Source organism: Stutzerimonas sp. (genome assembly GCF_982611455.1).
Genome location: NZ_CEXBBO010000050.1, coordinates 1 through 20,368, shown reverse-complemented (window position 1 = coordinate 20,368; position 20,368 = coordinate 1). Strand labels below are relative to the sequence as shown.

The window sequence follows — 20,368 nt, the reverse complement described above, 5'->3', positions numbered from 1 at the left end:
CTGGGTCAAATTTCAATCGGCAAGGTGGGTCAATTTTCCATCAGCGCCAACACTCGGCGCTATGCAGGTGCACATCTTGGCCTACTCGAGCGGCATGGCCTCGCGAAGCCAAAACAGCATGCAGACAGGCAATATTCTCGGGTTTCACATCCACAAAGTAGTGCTGCGAACGTATGGGCCGCGGCTTGATGCGTTCCAGGTTGTTGCGCACCTCCGAGGCCTGAATTGCTTCCAGAGCAATCACTGGAGAGCCGAAGTGCTTTCCTCCGGCGCCATCATGGTAAATACCACCGCCGCTAAAGCCATCGACGATGGACAAACCCAGCTCCGGCATCAATTGGTTTCGCATCAGCACATCAATGTAAGTCTGGATGTACTCATCGATGATCTGATGTTTGATCTTGCTGTGCGGATCAATGGTAGGGAAGCTCTGTGCGGCCCAATCCCAACGGTACTTCTCGTCATCCTTGGCCATCTCGTATTCCTTGTGCCGATATTAGGCGAGGTTGAGCAGCGGGATCTCATCCCAGATTTTGCCGTTCAACAGCCGGCCATTGGCTTTCTTCGAACGCTTCACGCCATCAGCGCCCCAGCCGCCCCATTGCTTGAAGAAAAAGGCAGAGCCAGAGGCGTCGCACTGACTATGGATATTGTCTACCCACTCCTGCTTCATCAGTCGGGCCTTTGGGCCAGACTCGCCACCGACAATGACCCAATGAATATCGGTCAAGTCCAGTTCCCCCAAATCCTCCAGCAGTGGCTCCGCAGAGAGGAAGCGAATCGTGGCGTCTACCCGGCGTAAACAGTCAATCCGAGGCACGCCATATTCGCGATCCTCGACCGACACCCCCAGCCACGCATTGGCAGGTGGTGTCCGCTTACTGAAATAGGTGGCCAGGCGTTCGGCACGCTTAGTGAGAATCTGGAAGGTGTGTTGAGAGGCCTTCTGAATTACCTCGAAAACTTGATCGATGTAGTCGTCCGGTACGTGCTCGTGAAATAGGTCGGACATTGAGTTTACAAAGTAGATGGTCGGCTTCTTGCGCAGCAATGGCTCCTGCAATTTCTCCGGCCGTAGGCTCAAGCGAAAGCCGTTTTCGTAGCCGGGCGTTCCCATCGCCTGTAAACGGTGTGCCATGTTCTCGGCGTAGCAGTGTTTGCAGCCAGGCGAAACTTTGGTGCATCCCACTACAGGGTTCCACGTCATTTCCGTCCATTCGATGCTTGTCTGTGTACTCATTGCACAGTCACTCCTGTTCTGCGTCGATGTTAGTGAGAAGCTGGCAGCTCAGTCAAAGTGCCAGTATTAATTTCAAGGGCGGAGTTAGCCGCCAGACCGCCAAAGGAAATAGCAGGATCGATGTAACGCATGGCTGACTTGATATCTTTCCAGCCCACGTAGGTCATCAGGGCTTTTAGATCCCAGCCGTTAGCGGTGGCCCACGTCGCGAAGCCTCGGCGCAACGAATGACTAGTGTATTGCTCGGTCGAGGTACCTGCGCCTTGCAGGATTTGGCGCAACAAGCTGATCAGGCTGCCGGGGTGTAGGGCCTCGCTGCCCAGATGCCCCCAACGATCCAGGCGACAGAACACTGCGCCGCGGGCGATGCCGGCGACACTGATCCAGTCGAGATAGGCCTGTACTGGGCAGAGGCGTTTCAGGGCCGGTGCGTAATGGGTCGTGCCGAGGTTTTCCCGGTCACCCTTGCTCTGCGGCAGGAATAGTCGCATGCCAGCACCGGCTTCGGCCTGGATATGCTCGACCTGCAGTCTACAGAGTTCGTCGCTGCGAAAACCCCGCCAGAAGCCGATCAATAGCAGCGCCACATCGCGCCGGCACCGCAGCAGGCTTGCCAAATTGCCAGACTGCTGAGCCCGTTCGGCTTCCTGGTTCAACCACTGAACCGCCTGTTCCAGATGCAGCAACTGCAACGGGGCAGCCTGTTTGGTTTGTGCCGGATGCAAGGTGCGGATGCCTTTGAGCACCTGACGCACCGTGGGGGTCTTAGTCGGATCAGGGAACCCTTGGGTGATATGCCACTGGGCCAGCGCGGCTAGACGCTGCTTCAGCGTACTTAGACTCAGGGTGTCGGCGTAGTCCACCAGGTAGCGCACGATGCTGTCGCCGGTCGCCGGCAGGAAACCGCCCCAGGACACCTCGAAGTGCTCGACAGCCTGCTGATAGCTGCGGCGAGTGTTTTCCCGCGTACCGGCTTGCAGATAACGCTCGACGTCTTTCATCGTTCGAAACGCCCTTTGTGTACTGGAAAACGGCAGGTAAGCGACCGCTTGTGCCGATCTAATTGAATAACCCTCCATTATCTTATCTGATTTATTCGCTTTGAACGCGCTTTACATCAATCAAAATTAGTATGTAAATACATGGTATGTAATCCAATACGAAATCGTAGGAGCAAACCATGGCCCGCGGCGGCATCAACAAGGCACTGGTTCAGAAGGCGCGACAGGCCATCCTGGCGCGAGGCGAGAATCCCAGCATCGACGCGGTACGCGTCGAGCTGGGCAACACCGGCTCGAAGACCACCATTCACCGCTACCTGAAAGAACTCGACGACGCCGAGCGCGGCCGGGATGCGGGATCAATCCCGCTCAGCGAACAGTTGACTAACCTGGTCGGCCAACTGGCAGATCAGCTAGAGGAGGATGCGCAGGCCACCGTGGCCCAAGAGCGCGAACAACTGGCACGTGAACGGCTCGATTTCCAGAATCAGGCTCGGCAAGCCGAAGGCCGAATCCAGCAGTTGGAAAGTCAGTGCAGCGGGCTCACTGAAGATCTCCAGGCTGCCCAGCAAGCACTACAGCAGGAGCAGCAGCAACGCCAGCAGGCCGAAATTGAGAATGCCCGACTATTGCAGGCCAACCGCGACTTGGAGGAGCGCCTGCAGGACCGCGATGGGCAGATTCGCTCGCTGGAGGAGAAGCATCAGCATGCACGCGACGCCTTGGAGCACTACCGCCAGGCCAGCAAGGAGCAGCGTGAGCAGGAACAACGTCGACACGAGTCGCAGGTACAGCAGCTGCAACTGGAACTGCGGCAACTGCAGCAGACCTTGATAATCAAGCAGGACGAGCTGACCCAACTGAACCGCGACAATGCGCGCCTGCTCGCCGAGGCGCGGCAGTTGCAGAAAGAGCAACATGCGCAGCAACAGCTACTGGCGCAGAAGGTCCAGGCCTTGGAAGCTGCCCAGAGCGCGTTGACCGGCGCTGAGCGCGCGAAGGAAACCCTGGAACAGCGTTGTTGCACATTGCAGGAGGAGGTATCCCGGCTGGGCGAAACCTCTGTGATCCAGACTCAGCAAGCGCAGGGTCTACAGGAGCGCCTGATCGAAGCCAATGCACAGTTGAAGCTACTTGGGGCTGCGGTTGCGAACAGCGATGGCGCACGTAGCACATGAGCCGGCACACTGAGTCCATGCTCTGAGTGGAGATGAAGATGACACGACTTGAGACTGCCGATGAGGGCACGCGCGAACCTGTCCGTTTGACTACGCCGCTGGGCCAGGCCATCGGTAATTTGTTCGCCCGGGCCTTGCCGCTACTTACTGGTAGTCCGCCAGGTTCGCTCAAGGTTTTCGTCTTCGGCGGCTGCGCGGTGCACCTGCTCACCCATGCGCGTGGTAGTGCGGACATCGATGCGGAGATCGAGGCGGCCCGCGTGCTGCGTAAGGATGAGATCATGGCCGTCTACATACCACCAGAAGGCTATGAGGACAACTACGGCCGCGACTTGCAGGTGTACCTGGATCAGAACTACACCAATGCTCTCGGGCCGCTGCACGAGGACTATCGTGATCGCGCCATCCCTATGGAAGGTTTCGAGGGTGAGCAGCCGCTGCATATCTTCGTTGCCGCCGGCGTGGATCTAGCAATATCCAAACTCGGCCGCTTTACGGAAAACGATCAATTTGATATCGAACAGCTCATCGAATGTGGCCGTATCGATGTCGGTCAGTTTGTTACACTGGCAACAGAGGCAATCGATTATGCCGTGGGCAACCGAAGCGCAATGCTAGGCTGCCTGAAGCTGGTCACAGCGAAGTACCTGGAGGATGGGCGAGATGCCACGTCTGGATCGTAAACAAAGCTTTGGCGCGCTCCTGGAGACTGTCACCCAGCAGCGCCTTAGCCAAGTTGCGTCCGATGCCCTCGTGGAGCTCGCCAAGCAGTTGTGGTACGAAGAGCGCGACCTCGTGCCGGTACTGCAGCGTGAAGTGGCGGGCAAGCTGCGCAAGCCTGAACAGAAGCTGCGAGCCCTATATCTGGTCGACCTGCTGCGTCGCTTTCCCTGTGTATCAACGGAAAAAGCCGCGCGCCTAAAAGGCTTTGTCAGCAGCTGGTCGAACCTGAAACCGGCTGAACGCTCGCCGCGGGCGACCCAGTTAGTCTCTCGCTACAAGCTCGACAAGCTAGCCTATGAGTGGGGGTTGGAGGAGGACGTCAGCAAGCAGATGCAGGATGTCCTGGCTTTCCAAACCCGCCATTACGCCGCCACTCAGGGCGTGAAGACGGGCTATTCAGAGCCGGTGCCTGTCGGCTAGCTGGCAGCCTCCGCAGGCCCTCTAATTCGTCCTTTTTTCCAATTTTTCGATCTCGAGTCGGCCACGGATTGCGGGAATTATCTGCAATTATCTCGACATAGATAATTGATCAATTATTAACCGCCCAGGCGGGTTGCGAATCGTGTTCGACGCTCTTCTGCGAGTGCAACCAAGCGACTGATCCGTCCTTTCTCTCTGGATGGCTGTAGCGATTGGGCGCGAATCCTATTCCGACTGCCGATTGCCGCGCCGCAGTTCGTTGATCAGTGTCAGGATTGTTGCTAGGTTTCTGACATATTTCAAAAACCAGCCATCCATGAAATCCCTTTCCGCGGCAATCATCGAACACAGCAGGCTTCTTCCTGAAGGAGGCATCCTTGCACCAAACGAATTCCTTCACTTGGCTGACCGTGCTTCGGTGGACCAAGCATTCTCTCGATTAGCCAAGGGCGGGGAGTTAATGCGGATTTCACGCGGCCTCTATGTGGCGCCGGTCACCGGGCGCTTCGGCAAACGCGCGCCGGCGACGGAGAAGGTTATCAGTGCGATAGCTTCGAAAAGCCATCAGGTAATCGCGTTAAGCGGTGCCCGCGCAGCGAACCTTCTAGGGCTAACGCAACAGGTGTCGATTAGGGAGGTATTTGTTACCGGCGGACGGCCGAGAACCCTGCAGCTAGGCAAGGCTCAGGTGAGAATCGAGCATGCGCCGCATTGGCAAATCGCCCTCGGAACAACCATTGCTGGCGACGCTGTACGTGCGCTTGCCTGGCTGGGGAAACCCCACGCCCCAGAGGCAGTCGCCAAGCTGCGCACGTGCCTGTCGAGTAACGATTGGCAGATTTTGATATCGCATAGATCAAACCTTCCTCAATGGATGGCTGAAGCGATTGGGCGCGAAGCAGTCTTTGCTGAGCAGGGCTTCTGATGCTCGTTTAAATACAATAATTTAGAGAACGAATGTCCTAATTTTGCCTTATCTCGGCAAGACTCAGTTACGTCCTGAAAAGTCTTTATAAAACATGCGGATAGGAGGGAAGTGAGTGAATTTTCCCTTTATCTCGGCATGACCCCCGTAGCGAGCTGTATCAATGGGAGATCAAACCGCATCAGCATGACGCGCTGTTGCAGTTGCTTTATATCCGTAGCGGCGGGGGTGAGGTGTCGCTGGAGAATCGGCGGCTGCCGTTCGCAGGTCCGAGCATTCTGGTCCTGCCGAGTCGCACGGTGCATGCGTTCAGCTATCACCGCGACGCCGACGGCCCGGTCATCACCGCTGCGCAGCGACCGCTGGAATCGATGGCGAGGATTGTGGCGCCGGGGCTGTTGGGATTCCTGCAGCGGCCCAGTGTCGTGCCGTTGCCTTGGAAAGCGGACGGCAACGAACCGATTTGGCCGCTGATCGAGTTGATCCAGGAGGAGGCGCGGAGCGAGGCGCGTGGCTATATCGCCGCAGGACATTCACTGTTGCTGGCCTTGCTGATCCATGTCGCGCGGCTGGATCCCACGATCAATACCGCTCCGCGACCTGGCAAAAGCCGGCGGGCTGCTGTACTGCGGCAGTTTCGTGAGCTGGTGGACGAACATTTCCGCAGTCACTGGACACTCGGGCGCTATAGCGAGGCCTTGGGAATGACGACGGCCACGTTGGGCCGTGTTTGTCGGGAAGAGGCTGGCATTGCACCCAGCGCAATCATCAGCGAGCGCATCGTTCGCGAGGCGCAGCGTCAACTGGCCTACACGAGCCTCGATATCCAACAGATTGCGCGCGACCTGGGGTTTGCGGATACCGCGTATTTCAGCCGATTCTTCCGCAAACAGGCTGGGCTCAAGCCCAGCGAGTTCCGGGGCGCATTTAAGCGAGATGACTGAACGCGTGCCGCCAGCCAATGCTTTATTACGTCTCAGGTGGTTGAACTGACACCTACCGTCGTATCTGCCTACGTGAGATTCATCCCAGGCTGCTATACAGCTTGCGGCATCCCACCGAGTAGCTTGTCCAGGGTCACCGGGTAGTTCCGAACTCGAACGCCGGTGGCGTTGTAAATAGCATTCGCCACCGCGGCCGCCACGCCACAGATGCCGAGCTCACCGACACCCCTGGCTTTCATTGGCGAGGATAGGGGATCGACCTCTTCGAGAAACACCACCTCCTGATGTGGAATGTCGGCGTGCACGGGCACTTCGTAGCCGGCAAGGTCATGGTTGACGAAAAAGCCGTAGCGTGTGTCGACCGCCAATTCCTCCATCAACGCGGCGCCGGCGCCCATGGTCATGGCGCCGATGATCTGGCTGCGCGCGGTTTTCGGGTTGAGGATGCGCCCGGCAGCGCAGACGGCGAGCATTCGCCGGACGCGCACCTCAGCCGTATGCGAGTGCACGGCCACCTCGACGAAATGAGAACCGAAGCTGGTGAGACGGTACTGCTCATCGAGTTCGCCGAATTCGATTGTGTCTTCTTCCATGAGACTGCCATCTGCGGCAGCTTCGGCAAGCGATGCTCGGCGGTCGCCTTGACGAATCTCGCCGTTCTCGAATACAGCGTCTTCGGCATCAAAACCCAGCTTCTGCGCAACGGCGGAGCGCAATTTCACGCAGGCCGCATAGACGCCGGACGTGGAGCTATTGCCACCCCATTGGCCACCGGAGCCGGATGACACTGGAAACGCCGAATCGCCCAGCTTGACCACCACACGATCAAGCGGCACACCCATCATCTCGGCAGCGGTCTGGCCGATGATGACGTAGCTGCCGGTGCCAATATCGGTCATGTCGGTCTCGACAGTGACCGTGCCGCTCGCGTCCAGCCGAACCCGCGCGGCAGATGTGGTGACGGGGCTGTCGCGGAAGGCGCCGGCCATGCCCATACCGATCAGCCAGGCACCTTCGCGCCGGCTGGCTGGCTCTGCCAAGCGCTGTTCCCAGCCGAACCGCTGGGCACCCTCGGTGAGGCATTCGATAAGCTTGCGCTGGGAATAACGGCGCTCGGGCTTTTCAGGGTCCACTTGGGTGTCGTTGAGGATGCGGAACTGAACTGGATCGAGTCCGAGCTTCTCGGCCATTTCGTCCATTGCAACTTCAACCGCCATTGAGCCTGGCGCGTCGCTGGGTGCCCGCATGGCATTGGCTTCGGCCAGGTCGAGCGAGGCCACCCGAGTCTGGGTCATGCGGTTGGCGCCGGCATACATGGGTCGAGAGTAGACCGACCCGGCTTCGGCGCTGTCTGCATTCAAGTCACCTGACCAGTTCTCATGTCCGATGGCTGTGATTCGTCCGTCTTCGGTTGCGCCAATGCGAATGCGCTGGATGGTGGCCGCCCGGTGCGTGGTGTTGTTGGCCATCAATGGCCGGCTCAACGCGACCTTTACCGGCCGTTCGGCGATACGAGCGCCCAAGACGGCTAGTAGCGCGTCAGCCCGCAAGAAGAGTTTCCCGCCAAAGCCGCCGCCGATATAGGGCGAAATCAGACGGATGTTTTCAGCGGGAATTTTTAGCGTCTTTGCCATGTCTTGGACGCCCCACTCGATCATCTGATTCGAGGTCCAGAGCGTCAGCCGATCTCCTTCCCAGGCGGCCATCGACGCGTGTGGCTCCATCATGGCGTGTGTTTGGTCAGGAGTGGTGTAGGTGGCGTCGAGCTGTACTGGCGAGTCCGCGAAGGCGGAGGCGAAATTGCCGACAGCGGTATTCGCTGGGCCGCCAATAATCTTGCCGGGGTTGATGGCGGTGTCCTTTGCCGCTTCGAGGTCAAAGGTCCCGGGCGCACGGTCATATCTGATCCGCACCAACTCCGCCGCGGCGCGCGCCTGCTCGAAGGTTTCGGCAACCACCAGCGCCACTGCCTGGTGATAGTGCTGGATCTCGGGACCGCCGAGTAACCTAGCGTTGTTGTAGTCACCCTTGCCGAGCGAACCCGCATTCTCGGCCGTCACAATGGTAATGACGCCCGGCGCACGGCGAGCGTGGCTCAGATCGATAGAGGCGATGCGTCCTTTGGCGATAGCGGAGCCAATCACGTGGCCGTAAGCGGGGTTTCTGTTCTGGTCGTGCCACTCATAGGCGTAGGTCGCCGTCCCCGTCGTTTTCAGTGGCCCGTCTATACGGTCGACTGGCTTGCCGACAACGCGTTGCCGATCGATCGGATTGTCACCTGCGGCGGTCTCGAATTTCATCGTGTGGCCCTCGCTTCTGCCAGCACGGCGCCAAGCGTGCGCTGGGCCAGGGTGAGCTTGAATTCATTGTGGTGAGTGGGGCGGGCATCAGCCAGTAGGCGCTCGCTGACCGCGCTTGCACCATGGGACAGCTGCGCTTCGGCAGACTCCATCCGCCATGGCTTGTGGGCCACGCCGCCGAGGGCGATCCGACCGCTGCCATCCGGCTGCACGACTGCGGCGACGGACACCAGCGCAAAGGCGTACGAGGCCCGGTCACGAACCTTGTGGTAGAAATGCGCGCCGCCCACCGGGCTCGGTAGCGTGACCGCCGTGATGAGCTCGCCCGGCGCCAACGCCGTTTCGATATGCGGGGTGTCGCCCGGCAGCCGATGAAAATCGGCGATGGGGATACGCCGTGTTGAGCCATTGGGCCGTACCGTTTCCACCGTCGCATCGAGCACGCGCATCGCAACGGCCATGTCGCTGGGGTGAGTGGCGATGCAGGCATCGCTGACGCCGACGATTGCGAGCTGACGGCTAAAGCCTTCAAGGGCGCCGCAGCCGCTGCCGGGGTGGCGCTTGTTGCATGACTGGTTGGTGTCGTAGAAGTAAGGGCAGCGGGTGCGCTGAAGCAGATTGCCGGCAGTAGTCGCTTTGTTTCGCAACTGGCCGGAAGCGCCTGCAAGCAGTGCGCGGGACAGCACAGCGTAATCTCGCCGTACCCGTGGATCGGCAGCCAATGCGGTGTTACTCACCAGTGCGCCGATGCGGATACCGCCGTCCCGGGTAGCCTCGATCTTGTCCAGCTTCAAGCCGTTCACGTCGATAAGGTGCATCGGGGTCTCGATCTCCAGTTTCATCAGATCGAGCAGGTTGGTGCCGCCCGCAATGAACCTCGCCCCAGGCGTCCGTGCTGCGCTTGCAGCGGCTTCGGCCGGAGACTCGGCGCGCTCGTAAGTGAAGGATTTCATGCGCGTCCCCCAGCCACTTCACTCATGGCATCGATGATGTTGGAGTAAGCGCCGCAGCGACAGATATTGCCGCTCATACGCTCACGCAGCTCTTCCACGCTGAGCGTTGGAGAGGAGGTGATATCGCCACTTACATGGCTCGGGATGCCTTGCTTGATCTCCTCGAGTACAGATACCGCCGAACAGATTTGCCCCGGTGTGCAATAGCCGCACTGATAACCGTCATGTTTGACGAAGGCAGCCTGCATCGGGTGCAGCTGCTCTGGGGTGCCCAAACCCTCGATTGTGGTGATTTCGGCGCCCTGGTGCATGATCGCGAGGCTCAGGCAGCTGTTGATCCGCTGGCCGTCGACAATCATCGTGCAAGCACCACACTGACCGTGATCGCAGCCTTTCTTGCTACCGGTGAGGTGCAGGTGCTCGCGCATCGCATCGAGGAGGGAAGTTCTGTTATCCAACTCCAGTTCTCGGCGTTCGCCGTTGACGACGAGAGAAACGTTTGTGGAGGTGGTCTGGCGTACGGGGGATTCATCTGCTCTGGCTGTCGACGGTACCGTCAAGGCGCTCACCGGCGCGGCACCCAACACTAGAAGGCCACTGCTTAATGCGAGAACTTCTCGGCGGGATAGGCCGCTGTCGTCGCTGGAATCACTCATCGTCATATCCTCTTGCTGGATGCTGTTGAGTGAACACGGACTATGAGCTGAGGAAGCGCAGCCAGCGCCTTCAACCGGCTGAAATTTCCTGTCCTGGAAAGTCTCGTGATCATGAAATCATCATAGCGGTGCGGTAGCGCATGCAAACCCGGCTGCCGTCATGCGTACGGTGCTAGCCGTATAGTAAGCGCGACGATTGTTCCTGATTACCCCAAGAATCCGCATGTAGTTATGTCAGGCATTCATGAATCCGAAGCGGACATCTACAGTCGAATACAGGTCGAGTACCGGCGGTTAGGCTTACAGCGGGCCGGGCTAAAACCTGCAGCATAGATCTTCCAGCATCACATGCCGCCGAATCCGGACGATGAGCGCTGAATTGCCCGTGAGGAATCATTGGCTTTTCATCGTAGCCGTCATGGCCAAGCTGACCGGGGCGCTTTAAAGAGCCGTCCCGGTTTGTCTTTCAGTTGTCGTAAACACTTAATTGCAAGAATACTTATATCATTGATTTTTCTGATTATTTTTTTACGCACCTGCGCCAGCTGTCTGAAAAATGTGCGTTTTTTTGCATTTAGATATCATTCTGCTTGAATTATTGCATTTAGATAAAATGCAGATCGTTAATGATTATTCAAAAAAGCGACCGCTTTCTCTATGAAGGGAAGGTGTGGACCTACGCAGCGTCCCTTACAGAAACATCAGTGCAGCTGTACTGCGAAGCAGATCATCTTTTTGTTGAAGCCGACTTATCGGATATTGAACTTATTTCTTTTGCCTCCCCATCAAACGAGCGGCCAAGTAAAGATTTGGCTGGAGCATCGTGGGAGGAGTGGGAGCTGGCTGAGTATCGGTATCTTGCGATAAAAGAATATTTTCATAATATTGAAGATAATGAGGCGTTCGAAAAACTGCAGGCAGCTTTATCGTTAAGTGAGTCTCGTGTTTATGTGCTTTTAAGAAACTATAATGATGAGGAAGGGCCAAGTAGCCTTTTGAGATCAAAAAAGGGGAGGAAAACAGGTTCTAAGTTTATCGCTTACAATATAGAAAGCATAATAAGTTCGGCTATTGATCACGAATGGAAAGGCCCTGGTAGCACAATTAAGAAGGTTTTTCTAAGGGCCGAAGAAATGTGTCGGGCAGCTGGTGTGCCTCGCCCCTCCTATGGAACCGTTAAAAAAAGATTGAAAGAGCGCCCCGAGTCGGATTTGGCAAAATTGTCCATAGGCGTCAAGAGGGCAAATGATAAGCACTCAGCTCGACCCAAGCATAACAATTCACAAAGGCCACTCGCAAAGTGGCAGATGGACCACTGCGTTATAGACTGCATCATCGTGGATGAAAAAACACGCAAACCGTTATGTCGACCTTGGGCGACGTTGATTATTGATTTGCATAATCGAGTCGTCCCCGGCTATTACTTATCGTTAAATGCCCCAGGGGCATATAACGTGGCAATGGCAATCACACATGCGGTATGTCCTAAGGGGAAATGGATTGAGGCACTTGGTGATGAAGATATTAAATACCCCTACTACGGTAGGCCAGAAGAAATCGCCATGGATAACGCCAAGGAGTTTAAGTCACAATTCTTTAGAATTGCCGCCAAGAAGAATAAAATACACTTAGCGTGGCGACCAATTGGTAAACCTTGGTGGGGAGGGCATATAGAGCGTCTGAATGGCACTTTGGCGATGAGCTATATTCACTTTCTTCCAGGAACGACACTTTCAAACGTAGTGCTGAGGGGGGACTATGACAGCGAGGGAAAAGCCTGTCTAACGTTTGCCGAGTTTAGATTATGGTTCGCACGTGCAATCCAGTCGTACCATCACAGTGAGCACCGTATGCTGGATGGCATGACACCTCATGAAAAGTGGATTGAAGGCTGGACAGCAGAAAATGGAAAGCTGTCTCACCCAGCCTTGCTCGCTAATCCACAAGAATTTTTTATTGATTTTCTACCTGAAGAGTCGAGGGTCATAACGCGCCAGGGGATAATGCTTTGGAATATCAACTACTGGTCGCCGTCATTGGCTTCCTGTATATCGGGTAAAAAGTGCTCGATCAAGTACAACCCCAATTCATTGCGGCATATATGGGTTAATCCTACTGGGGAGCGATATATACAAGTACCGTATAGCGACATAACCAGGCCGGATATAAGTATTGAAGAATATCGAGCGGCCAAAAGGGAGGTTAGAAGGGATAGGCGCGGTGCGGCCAAAGTAACCTCTGATGAGGTTTTTTTGATGATTCAGAAAAATAGAGCGCTGGTCGAAAATTCAAAGAAATTAACTAAGCAAGCTAAGAAAAAAATAGAACATCGGGAAAACGCCACTGGTTTCGACCGTGCCTCTGGGGTGATCGAAATGCCTGTCGCGACTGTTAATATCGATGACGATGATTATGATTCCCCACCCAAAATATTTCCTGTGGATGCATGAGGCATTAAATGAGCGAGTTGGAACGCTACCCGCATGTAATTCCAAGTCGTCGTAGCATTGTCGACGCTGATGACGCTACGCGCATCCGTATGATTAACGAAGATGTTTGGATTGAATACCCGCTCGCTGCAAAAATTTTGGGACATGTTAAATACATGTTGCAGCTACCTATAAAGCAGCAATCACCTTGCTTGCTGATTCATTCAGGTGGGGGGATGGGTAAAAGCGCTCTTTATCAAAAAATATTGAGCTTGTATGGATTCGGGCGAAGCTCAGGGGCTACGCTGGCGTCCATGACTATCCGAGCAAAGCATGCCGCAGGCCATCGTATTTTTAGTGATGACCTTATTGGTGCGGTTACGGGTAACATGTATAGGAGTAGTCGATTAGAGGACGAGAAACTTTCTGCTGCTATTGCTTCCAGAGATGTTAGGGGTATCGTATTGGATGAGGTCAACGATATGCTACACGCTAATCGATCTGATCAAGCCAGAAATATGAAATTTATTAAGGAGTTGTCGGGTGCTCCGTACCATCTTATGGTCATTGCGATTGGCACCCATGAATGCAATGAAGCAATCAATTCAGATCGACAGTTTGCCAGACGGTTTTCTAGAATTGAATTGACGCCGTGGCGGGATGAGCAAGCACTGCGATCTTTTATAGCGACGTACACGATGACTTTCCCGCTGAAGTCGCCCTCTGATGTAGGTAAATCGGCAATCGTCAAATACTTGGTGAGCGAATCAGATGGTGTGCTTGATACTATTGTGAAGATGCTTTGCAATGCCGCCTCTTGGGCGGTACTTGAAGGGCGTGAAGAAATTGATCTGGAGTTGATAAAAAAAGGGCGGGAGATGCCGATAGCGAAAAAGGACTAAACAGTGAATGAGATGCTTGGCGATGAAACTATTTCTTCTTGGGTGGAGAGACATTTGTTTTATGCGTCTCTGGGTGGAGAAAATCAAATTTTTCGCGGTATGAGAGAATACTTAGATAGTCGGACTAATAGTGACGCCGACTATTATACCGATCAGGACTTTGGTCGCTTGGTTTCGACGCTGCCTTGTATTCCTCGGGATCTTAGTTTGCATAGGACCCCCATGACTTCATTTATGCTAATTCCTTCATTAGAGCGAATTAATTTCTGCCCAGCTTGCGTGAAGGATGACCTTAAAACTAAGAAAACTGCCATTTGGCGAGAGCAATGGGCATTTGGATGGTATGTGATTTGTGTGAAGCACCAGTGCGCGTTGTGTTCATTGGGTACAGAATATCGTTGTGGAAGCACGAAGTACCGGGCTGAAAACGCTTGTCGGTTTTTGATCGAGAATAGGTATATAAGTTCTGAAAGTCACTTGGAAAACGAATGTCATTTTTCGTCAGAGTTATCTAGCTACAGGCCGGCGGGAGCGCTCGTTAATGAAATTAATGGCCTTGCTTTTATAATGCAGGCAAGAATTCAACTGCTAATCACATACAAGCCATCTATAGCAAACGCTGAATTGACTCTCATCTATGATTTGATGAAGGTTATGCTGAGAAGTCATGTGAGAAGGATTGAGGCTCCACCATTTTGTTATCAGCTGGTCAAAAAAATCACAGGACGGAACTTTTCAATCCCTCGCCAGTTTTCTGGTGATGCCTCAGTTGCGTTGCTTGGGGTTGCACAGGTGATCGAACCTTACCCTCGTTTGCTTGCGATGGCTTTAAGCGCGTTTTTACTTGAGTTGCCTGGGTCGCAAGCGCGCTGGTTGCGTGCCAGTAAATTGTTTGCCGAAATGGGTATGTTAGTCCCAGGAGAGAAGAAACTGCTGTACACGGCGCTCGCCGGCCCCTCCGAATTTGGGATTAAAAGCTGGTTTTCCAAACGTACTTTAGTGTATCCCATTGAACTTCGGGGGCTATGTCGAAAGTTTTGTCTCGATTCATGATGCCTGCGGCGAGCGCTGCGCTCTAGAGCCTAGACATGACGGCTCAGGTAACCCTGCCAACCTGCATGCGCGAGTATTGATTCCCGATCCCAACTTCCGCCCCCTTCGTTAGCGGTCAATCCATTACGCAAACCTGTGCTGGTGATGCGAGCGTTAACCCCCGAATTACTCGCAATCGTTTCAAGAATAAGATTAATCGACTGCGAATTAATTTTGTCATTTTTAATCTCTCCCCATCTATTTATTGGCCGCAACAGAGGCCCTCTATTAGAGAGTATCACTGCCATCCATTCTTTAGTCGCCCTCACTGGGCAATGATGCTTCAGGTAGGGAACCAGCACTTTAACTTGATGATTAGTGGAGGAGGAAAGATTGATCAGCATGCCTTGGGTGTTTGATATCTCTAGATCGGTTATCTCCAAGCCCACGATTTGCTTGGCTGAAAGCGAGCACCAATAACCCAGGAGCAGGATCACTCGGTCACGTAGCGACCGTAATTGTTCGTTGCTGGGTGGGAGCAGCAGGTTGCTATGCTCATCGTGCGCATCCTCATTAAGATAATCATCCATTATAGTTAAGTCATTAAATGTCACCGACTGGCGACGACAGGGAACATGGCCGCTTGTTCTTTTGATGTGAGCCATGAATTCACGGATGACCTTATCCTTTGTTGGGTCTGCGAAACCTTGGTTGCTATGCCAGTTTGATAGAGCGGACAAGTGGATTTGAAGCGTGCCCGGTGAAAATGAATTTCTGGAGGCCGATAGGTAATCTACGATTGCTGCTACAGAGGTGGGCAATTGTCTCCCACAAGTGTAGCGGTAGTAATTTACGGCCGTTTTGTAGGCTCTGGCGGTTTTGGGGCTGAAATGCGGCGGAGTCGCTAAGCGCTCATTAAGAAAACCCTTGTTTATGAATGCTTGCTCAGAGCTTGATTCATCACCTTTATTGCCGCTCATGCTTGTTAGCTCTTCAATATTTTTTAAATGGTAGTCACTATCAGCTGCCTTCCAAAATCAACGGGGTTGGGTGCGGGTTAGCGCTGTATGGACTCATCTTGGGTGGCGCGCTGAGTGAATGTCGGAATTTACCTAATAAGTTGTGATGAAGGTTGTCCGTACTGTACTCATCCTTGAGATTAGCTAATGGTAGAGGGTGATACCACTACGGAAGGAGCATTGTGGCTTTGCTGTTTAGTAGTGCGCCAGCTTCAAAGTAGCTCATCACGGTGTCAACACTGCGGTGCTCGGTCATCGCCATCACCTCGCCCAACGGCACGCCCTGACGTCCGGCCTCTGTGACAAACCCCGACCTCAAGCTGTGCGCCGCCCAGTCGCCGTCGAGGCCCGCCAGTAGCGCTCGGCGCTGGACAATACGCGCCACCTGGTCACAGGACAGTCCAGCGCTTCCTACCTTGCCGCCCTTATACAGCCGCCGGAACAGCGGGCCGGATTCGGCCGGTGCGGCCTCCAGCCAAGCCGTGAGGGCCTGTGCTGCCGGCCCGCGCAGCGGTTTCTCGCGGCGGACTCCGCCGGTATCGGTCTTGGTCGTGCCCAGCGCATAGAACCAGGTATCAGCATCCAGTTGCCGCACATCAGTGACTTGCAATCCGACCACTTCGGAACGTCGCCGCCCGCCACCACTCCAGGCTAACAAAAGCAGGGCGCGATCGCGGATCCCGCGCACACCGTCGGTGCAAGTGGCGAGCAGCGCTTGCAGCGGCTCGAGGACGATGGCGGTTTTCTTGCGCACCGATACGCCTTGACGCGACTGGGCTTTGCGCGCTTCGCGCAGCAAGGTCTTCAGTGCCGCCGCCTCGGTTGGACTGTCCCAGCCGTTAATCCGGTGCCATTTACCGAGTACCGCCAGGCGATGGCTGACGGTGTTGTAGGCCAGGGGGCCGAGTTTGGCTTTGACCCTCGCAGCCACCAGCGCGGCGTCGATGGTCGGTGGCAAAAGGTGCACCCAGCCACCGTCAGCAGTCGGACGAGCCAGGTGGTCAACCACAAACTGTACGGCCACCGTGGAGGGCAGGGCCTCAGCGCCCAGCGCCTGGCCGTAGCGCAGTTGCAGCCACGCCGACCAGTAGGCGAGGGCGCTGCGGTAGCTGCGCACGGTGTTGGCTGCAGTACCAGCGGCGATGAACGCCGCTGCTGCTTCCTGAGCGTTGATCGCTAGAAAATGCAGATCCAACGGCGTTTCGCTAACCAGCGACAACTGATCTGTAATATTTAATACGTTCAACGTATTATATTTCCAATATTAAAAAAATAAGATCGGATAATATTTCATTATCAGACCTAATATAGCCGGAGGTGACCCGTGGCGATAGGCGTACCCGAAACTGACGTATTCGCTGCTGCAGACGCTGTGCTTGCCCGAGGGGAGCGACCGACTGTTGAGCGAGTTCGGCAGGAGCTAGGTCGCGGTAGCCCGGCGCGAGTGGGAGGGCTGCTCGATCAATGGTGGGCGCGGTTGGCTGAGCGGCTGAATGGCGAGACCCGCCTGCCGGCGCTGCCGAGCGAGGTGTCGCAGGCCTTTGTCGCCATCTGGCAGCAGGCGACACACTTGGCCCAGGGTGCCGCTGAACAAGCGCTGGCTGAGCAACGCCAGGTGCTGACCGCCGAGCGCGAGCAGCTCGCGGCGCTTGAAGACCAAGCCCGCCAGGATGCCGCCCAGTACCGTCAGCTGGCGGCCGAGGCGGTGGCCGGCCGCCAGGCGGCGGAGACGCGCCTGGCCGATCTGGAGTTGCTGTTGGCCCAGCGCGTGGCACAGATCGAGGACTTGCGCCAACAGCGTGAAGAGCTAGTGCGCGAACGAGGCGAGGCGCACCTACACGGCCAAGGACTGCAGCAGCAAGTGCGGGATCTGGCGCTCAAGCTCCAACAGGACCGGGTTGACCACGCGACCTACGTGCGCGGCGTTGAGGAGCGGGCCTACCGCGAGATCGACCGTGCCCGGGAGGAGAGCAAGAGCCGCGCTGTGCAGCTTAAGGCAGCACGTCGGCAACTGGACGACCTGCAACGCCGCCTGGAGGCGCTGCACAGCGGACTGAGCGAAGCCAAGCAACAGGCGGCAGCACAGCAGGCGCGGGCCGACACCCTGGCCCAGCAATTGTTGCAGCGACCTGCTGGGGCGGGGGTAAAGCCCAAGATGCGCAAACGCACCACCTCGGCCTCTAAGCGCTCAAGCTGAGTAGGCGAGGGCGGCGGCATCGTCTGCAACCGAAAACTCAGCGCCCTGCGCAATTTAAAATACTGAGCACATTCGATGCATCTCTGGGTGCCAGGCTGCATCGGCCCCTCCATTGCGAGGGCTTATTGTTGGCGAGCCGATTACACAGCCAGGCAACACGCAGGAATAAACAAAGGCTGGGTTGCAGCAAGTCGTAGTTTCGTGAGCGGCGGACCGGAATTTGGTGAGCGCTGCTGACCTGAAATGCAACCGATATGTGATGAACGCTCCAATTTTCGTGACCTCTATAGCCATTGGAGCATGCCAAACGTCCGAAAATCGCTGAAATCAGGGCACCGGAATTAGCTGAGCGCTTAAACAGCACTATTGGGTTCCCGAACCCAGCATCAAGCACGCTATCAGCCACAAATCTGCAGCTGGGTTTCATGACATTCTCTAAACGCTACCCTGGCTTACCCCCGCTCCGGTAGACATCCCCGGCCTATGCTTTGAGCATAGGAGGAAGTCTATGAGCGTCTGCACTGCCCCCTGAAAATAAAGTGCCCGACGCAGTGCATCGGGCATGTTGCGTACTTCGAATATAGCTAAACAATGTAAATCTATATTAGAACCAAATATCTAATCGATACCTTAAAGACAGGCCTACTCAGGTTTTTTCCATCGACCCGGATTCCATGCCTTGTGGTCAAGGTCAAGATCTGGAAATTTGCCAGGATCGAAAAGCGGCCTCTCGATACCCGCTTTCAACTGCGTGCGAAAATCATTAATCACGCGTATCGCCGTGGGGAACAACATCAGGATCGCCACTAGATTCACCAATGCCAGAATGCCCATCATCGGGTCGGAGAAAAAAAATATCGAAGTTGCGCCTGGGGCTGTCGCGCCTACGAAGATCAAACCGAGGATCAGTACACGCAGTATCAACAACGCCCGTTTGGACTTTGTGATTGCTGCCAGTGCACTCTCCCCCAAATAGACGTTGTAGATGATCGACGAAAACGCGAAGAGAAGGATCGCGAACGTCAGTGCATAGCTCGACCATTCGCCAAGATGACTGACCAACGATTGCTGTGTCAGAACCACACCGTCTACTGCGGCCGCACCGGGAACATACACGTCGCCTAACAAGATGATGAAAGCAGTGCAAGAGCAGATCACTATCGTATCGATGAAAACTGAGAATGATTGCGTGATGCCCTGGCTGACTGGATGGTGTACGAGTGCAGTCGCTGCCACGTTCGGCGCGGAACCCAGACCTGCCTCGTTAGAGAACAACCCACGTCGCAAACCCTGTGCAATTGCAGCCCCCATACCTCCGGCGACTACTTCTTCAAAGCCAAAGGCGCTCGAAACGATTTGGGCAATAAGAGACGGAATCTCGCCGAGATTCATCAGGATAACGATCAACGCAAGGGCTAAGTAACCAAGCGCCATAATTGGTACAACGACATCGGCAGCCTTGGCGATGCGCTTGATGCCGCCGAAGATTACAAATCCCGTGACGATAGTCAGCAGAGCGCCCGTGACATAGCGGCTAATGCCCAGCGAGTCCTGTACCGCGCCTGCAACGGTATTACCTTGAAACGCATTAAAGCCAAGTCCAAATGCCGCCAATAGACAGACCGCATAAATAATTGCAAGCCAATTGTATTGCGCCCCTAGACCATGCCGAATGTAGTCTGCTGGGCCGCCCCGAAAGGAGTTTTCGCCATCCGTACGCTTATAAAGCTGGGCAAGTGTGCATTCGACAAGGCTTGTCGCCATACCCACTAATGCTATGCACCACATCCAGAACACGGCACCAGGTCCGCCGAGTGTTATCGCTACTGCTACACCGGCAATGTTACCGCCACCAACACGCCCTCCCACAGATACCAATAGTGCTTGACGGGCGCTCAAACTGTTTGGGTCGTTGTTTTGATACTTCGGTAGCAACACCCGGAACATACGGCCAAAGAACTCGACCTGAACGAATCCGGACATAATCGTGATAAATACGCCGAAGACTACAAGAATGGGGATGAGTGACCACCCCCACGTAAGGCTGTCGACGTAGCCGAACAGTGTTTGCAAAGATTCCATCTGTCTCTCCGATTATTGTTTTTGCGGGAGCTGTTTTGATAACGCCGCGAATAGTTGGTGAGGGGTGTTACATCGATAGATCGATCCATAAACGCGCGAGTGCTGCTTCCGGCGTCTCTGTGCCGCCGTTTTCCACTCCGGCGCGCCATAAGGCTCCACCGGCTGCGTATGCTCCTGGATGAAGCCCACCTGCCTCGCACTGGCTGACCGCACGAATGCGGCAACCACTTGCGACAGCCTCCTTCAGAACTGACTCGAGAAGTGGATCCGACATGACCGTTCCTGCTCCAAAAACCCGCAACACAGCACCGTTGAACCGCCCCGCATTCTCCGGAGGCTCTTTGGTGTGAGTCATGCCGCTTGGGCA

General features: G+C 55.3%; 17 protein-coding genes and 2 pseudogenes. 9 read left to right on the top strand and 10 right to left on the bottom strand.

Annotation, left to right across the window (positions count from 1 at the left end):
- Window positions 1-52: 52 nt before the first annotated feature.
- The 3 genes and pseudogenes from tcmP to AC2LD7_RS20365 form a co-directional block, all read right to left on the bottom strand.
- Window positions 53-475, bottom strand: a pseudogene (gene tcmP, locus AC2LD7_RS20375) (three-Cys-motif partner protein TcmP); the annotation flags it as partial.
- 21 nt (window positions 476-496) lie between these two features.
- Window positions 497-1,240 (bottom strand): phage Gp37/Gp68 family protein, encoded by a 744-nt coding sequence (locus AC2LD7_RS20370; protein ID WP_044727169.1) that lies wholly within the window; start codon window positions 1,238-1,240, stop codon window positions 497-499.
- A 29-nt stretch (window positions 1,241-1,269) separates the two neighbouring features.
- On the bottom strand, window positions 1,270-2,241 hold the full coding sequence (locus tag AC2LD7_RS20365) for a site-specific integrase (protein ID WP_484599469.1): 972 nt from the start codon (window positions 2,239-2,241) through the stop codon (window positions 1,270-1,272).
- Between the two features lie 179 nt (window positions 2,242-2,420).
- Between AC2LD7_RS20365 and AC2LD7_RS20360 the strand changes: the two genes are divergently transcribed.
- From AC2LD7_RS20360 to AC2LD7_RS20340, 5 genes are all read left to right on the top strand, one after another.
- Entirely contained in the window at window positions 2,421-3,419 is a 999-nt protein-coding gene (locus AC2LD7_RS20360) for a DNA-binding protein (protein WP_484599468.1), read from the top strand.
- 38 nt (window positions 3,420-3,457) lie between these two features.
- Window positions 3,458-4,102, top strand: a complete 645-nt coding sequence (locus AC2LD7_RS20355; RefSeq protein WP_074231517.1) for a DUF6036 family nucleotidyltransferase — start codon at window positions 3,458-3,460, stop codon at window positions 4,100-4,102.
- Window positions 4,083-4,562 carry a hypothetical protein gene (locus AC2LD7_RS20350; protein WP_044727174.1) on the top strand — a complete coding sequence of 160 codons (480 nt, stop codon included), beginning with the start codon at window positions 4,083-4,085 and terminating at the stop codon, window positions 4,560-4,562. The genes AC2LD7_RS20355 and AC2LD7_RS20350 overlap by 20 nt, the downstream gene beginning before the upstream one ends.
- A gap of 316 nt (window positions 4,563-4,878) precedes the next feature.
- Window positions 4,879-5,487, top strand: a complete 609-nt coding sequence (locus AC2LD7_RS20345) for a DUF6088 family protein (RefSeq protein WP_045735839.1) — start codon at window positions 4,879-4,881, stop codon at window positions 5,485-5,487.
- Between the two features lie 119 nt (window positions 5,488-5,606).
- Window positions 5,607-6,431, top strand: coding sequence for a helix-turn-helix domain-containing protein (locus AC2LD7_RS20340; RefSeq protein ID WP_484599470.1), 825 nt, complete (start codon window positions 5,607-5,609; stop codon window positions 6,429-6,431).
- A 92-nt stretch (window positions 6,432-6,523) separates the two neighbouring features.
- Here AC2LD7_RS20340 and paoC read toward each other — a convergent pair whose 3' ends face one another.
- From paoC to paoA, 3 genes are read right to left on the bottom strand one after another with little or no spacing between them, the layout of a single operon-like run.
- Window positions 6,524-8,731, bottom strand: a complete 2,208-nt coding sequence (paoC, locus tag AC2LD7_RS20335; protein ID WP_484599467.1) for an aldehyde oxidoreductase molybdenum-binding subunit PaoC — start codon at window positions 8,729-8,731, stop codon at window positions 6,524-6,526.
- A complete protein-coding gene (locus AC2LD7_RS20330) occupies window positions 8,728-9,684 on the bottom strand; it encodes an FAD binding domain-containing protein (protein ID WP_484599466.1) in 957 nt (318 codons plus the stop codon). The genes paoC and AC2LD7_RS20330 overlap by 4 nt, the downstream gene beginning before the upstream one ends.
- Window positions 9,681-10,340 (bottom strand): aldehyde dehydrogenase iron-sulfur subunit PaoA, encoded by a 660-nt coding sequence (gene paoA / locus AC2LD7_RS20325; protein ID WP_484599465.1) that lies wholly within the window; start codon window positions 10,338-10,340, stop codon window positions 9,681-9,683. The genes AC2LD7_RS20330 and paoA overlap by 4 nt, the downstream gene beginning before the upstream one ends.
- A gap of 626 nt (window positions 10,341-10,966) precedes the next feature.
- Here paoA and AC2LD7_RS20320 point away from each other — a divergent pair.
- The 3 genes from AC2LD7_RS20320 to AC2LD7_RS20310 are packed head-to-tail and all read left to right on the top strand — an operon-like array spanning window position 10,967 to window position 14,724.
- Window positions 10,967-12,790 carry a Mu transposase C-terminal domain-containing protein gene (locus AC2LD7_RS20320; protein WP_267934391.1) on the top strand — a complete coding sequence of 608 codons (1,824 nt, stop codon included), beginning with the start codon at window positions 10,967-10,969 and terminating at the stop codon, window positions 12,788-12,790.
- Between the two features lie 8 nt (window positions 12,791-12,798).
- Window positions 12,799-13,671: a TniB family NTP-binding protein gene (locus AC2LD7_RS20315; protein ID WP_042921379.1), complete on the top strand. Its 873-nt coding sequence runs from the start codon at window positions 12,799-12,801 to the stop codon at window positions 13,669-13,671.
- Between the two features lie 12 nt (window positions 13,672-13,683).
- A complete protein-coding gene (locus AC2LD7_RS20310) occupies window positions 13,684-14,724 on the top strand; it encodes a TniQ family protein (RefSeq protein WP_267938162.1) in 1,041 nt (346 codons plus the stop codon).
- A gap of 29 nt (window positions 14,725-14,753) precedes the next feature.
- On the opposite strand, the gene AC2LD7_RS20305 is transcribed toward AC2LD7_RS20310, so the two are convergent.
- Both AC2LD7_RS20305 and AC2LD7_RS20300 read right to left on the bottom strand, forming a co-directional pair.
- Window positions 14,754-15,683, bottom strand: a complete 930-nt coding sequence (locus AC2LD7_RS20305) for a site-specific integrase (protein ID WP_267934390.1) — start codon at window positions 15,681-15,683, stop codon at window positions 14,754-14,756.
- A gap of 205 nt (window positions 15,684-15,888) precedes the next feature.
- Window positions 15,889-16,968: a site-specific integrase gene (locus AC2LD7_RS20300; RefSeq protein WP_267934389.1), complete on the bottom strand. Its 1,080-nt coding sequence runs from the start codon at window positions 16,966-16,968 to the stop codon at window positions 15,889-15,891.
- Window positions 16,969-17,046: 78 nt separating this feature from the next.
- On the opposite strand from AC2LD7_RS20300, the gene AC2LD7_RS20295 reads away from it, so the two are divergent.
- Entirely contained in the window at window positions 17,047-17,919 is an 873-nt protein-coding gene (locus AC2LD7_RS20295) for a DNA-binding protein (RefSeq protein WP_267934388.1), read from the top strand.
- A gap of 642 nt (window positions 17,920-18,561) precedes the next feature.
- On the opposite strand, the gene AC2LD7_RS20290 is transcribed toward AC2LD7_RS20295, so the two are convergent.
- The gene (locus AC2LD7_RS20290) at window positions 18,562-20,001 is read right to left on the bottom strand and encodes an alanine/glycine:cation symporter family protein (protein WP_267934387.1); all 1,440 of its coding nucleotides are present in this window, start codon (window positions 19,999-20,001) and stop codon (window positions 18,562-18,564) included.
- A gap of 67 nt (window positions 20,002-20,068) precedes the next feature.
- Window positions 20,069-20,368 (bottom strand): annotated as a pseudogene (locus AC2LD7_RS20285) (hypothetical protein); the annotation flags it as partial.

Bases quoted from the DNA above. Each gene is read 5' to 3' on its own strand.
- AC2LD7_RS20315 (WP_042921379.1), top strand. From the start codon at position 12,799: ATGAGCGAGTTGGAACGCTACCCGCATGTAATTCCAAGTCGTCGTAGC.
- AC2LD7_RS20360 (WP_484599468.1), top strand. From the start codon at position 2,421: ATGGCCCGCGGCGGCATCAACAAGGCACTGGTTCAGAAGGCGCGACAG.
- AC2LD7_RS20305 (WP_267934390.1), bottom strand. From the start codon at position 15,683: ATGAGCGGCAATAAAGGTGATGAATCAAGCTCTGAGCAAGCATTCATA.
- AC2LD7_RS20290 (WP_267934387.1), bottom strand. From the start codon at position 20,001: ATGGAATCTTTGCAAACACTGTTCGGCTACGTCGACAGCCTTACGTGG.
- AC2LD7_RS20370 (WP_044727169.1), bottom strand. From the start codon at position 1,240: ATGAGTACACAGACAAGCATCGAATGGACGGAAATGACGTGGAACCCT.
- AC2LD7_RS20320 (WP_267934391.1), top strand. From the start codon at position 10,967: ATGATTATTCAAAAAAGCGACCGCTTTCTCTATGAAGGGAAGGTGTGG.
- AC2LD7_RS20350 (WP_044727174.1), top strand. From the start codon at position 4,083: ATGCCACGTCTGGATCGTAAACAAAGCTTTGGCGCGCTCCTGGAGACT.
- AC2LD7_RS20330 (WP_484599466.1), bottom strand. From the start codon at position 9,684: ATGAAATCCTTCACTTACGAGCGCGCCGAGTCTCCGGCCGAAGCCGCT.
- paoA (WP_484599465.1), bottom strand. From the start codon at position 10,340: ATGAGTGATTCCAGCGACGACAGCGGCCTATCCCGCCGAGAAGTTCTC.
- AC2LD7_RS20355 (WP_074231517.1), top strand. From the start codon at position 3,458: ATGACACGACTTGAGACTGCCGATGAGGGCACGCGCGAACCTGTCCGT.
- AC2LD7_RS20310 (WP_267938162.1), top strand. From the start codon at position 13,684: ATGCTTGGCGATGAAACTATTTCTTCTTGGGTGGAGAGACATTTGTTT.
- AC2LD7_RS20345 (WP_045735839.1), top strand. From the start codon at position 4,879: ATGAAATCCCTTTCCGCGGCAATCATCGAACACAGCAGGCTTCTTCCT.
- AC2LD7_RS20365 (WP_484599469.1), bottom strand. From the start codon at position 2,241: ATGAAAGACGTCGAGCGTTATCTGCAAGCCGGTACGCGGGAAAACACT.
- paoC (WP_484599467.1), bottom strand. From the start codon at position 8,731: ATGAAATTCGAGACCGCCGCAGGTGACAATCCGATCGATCGGCAACGC.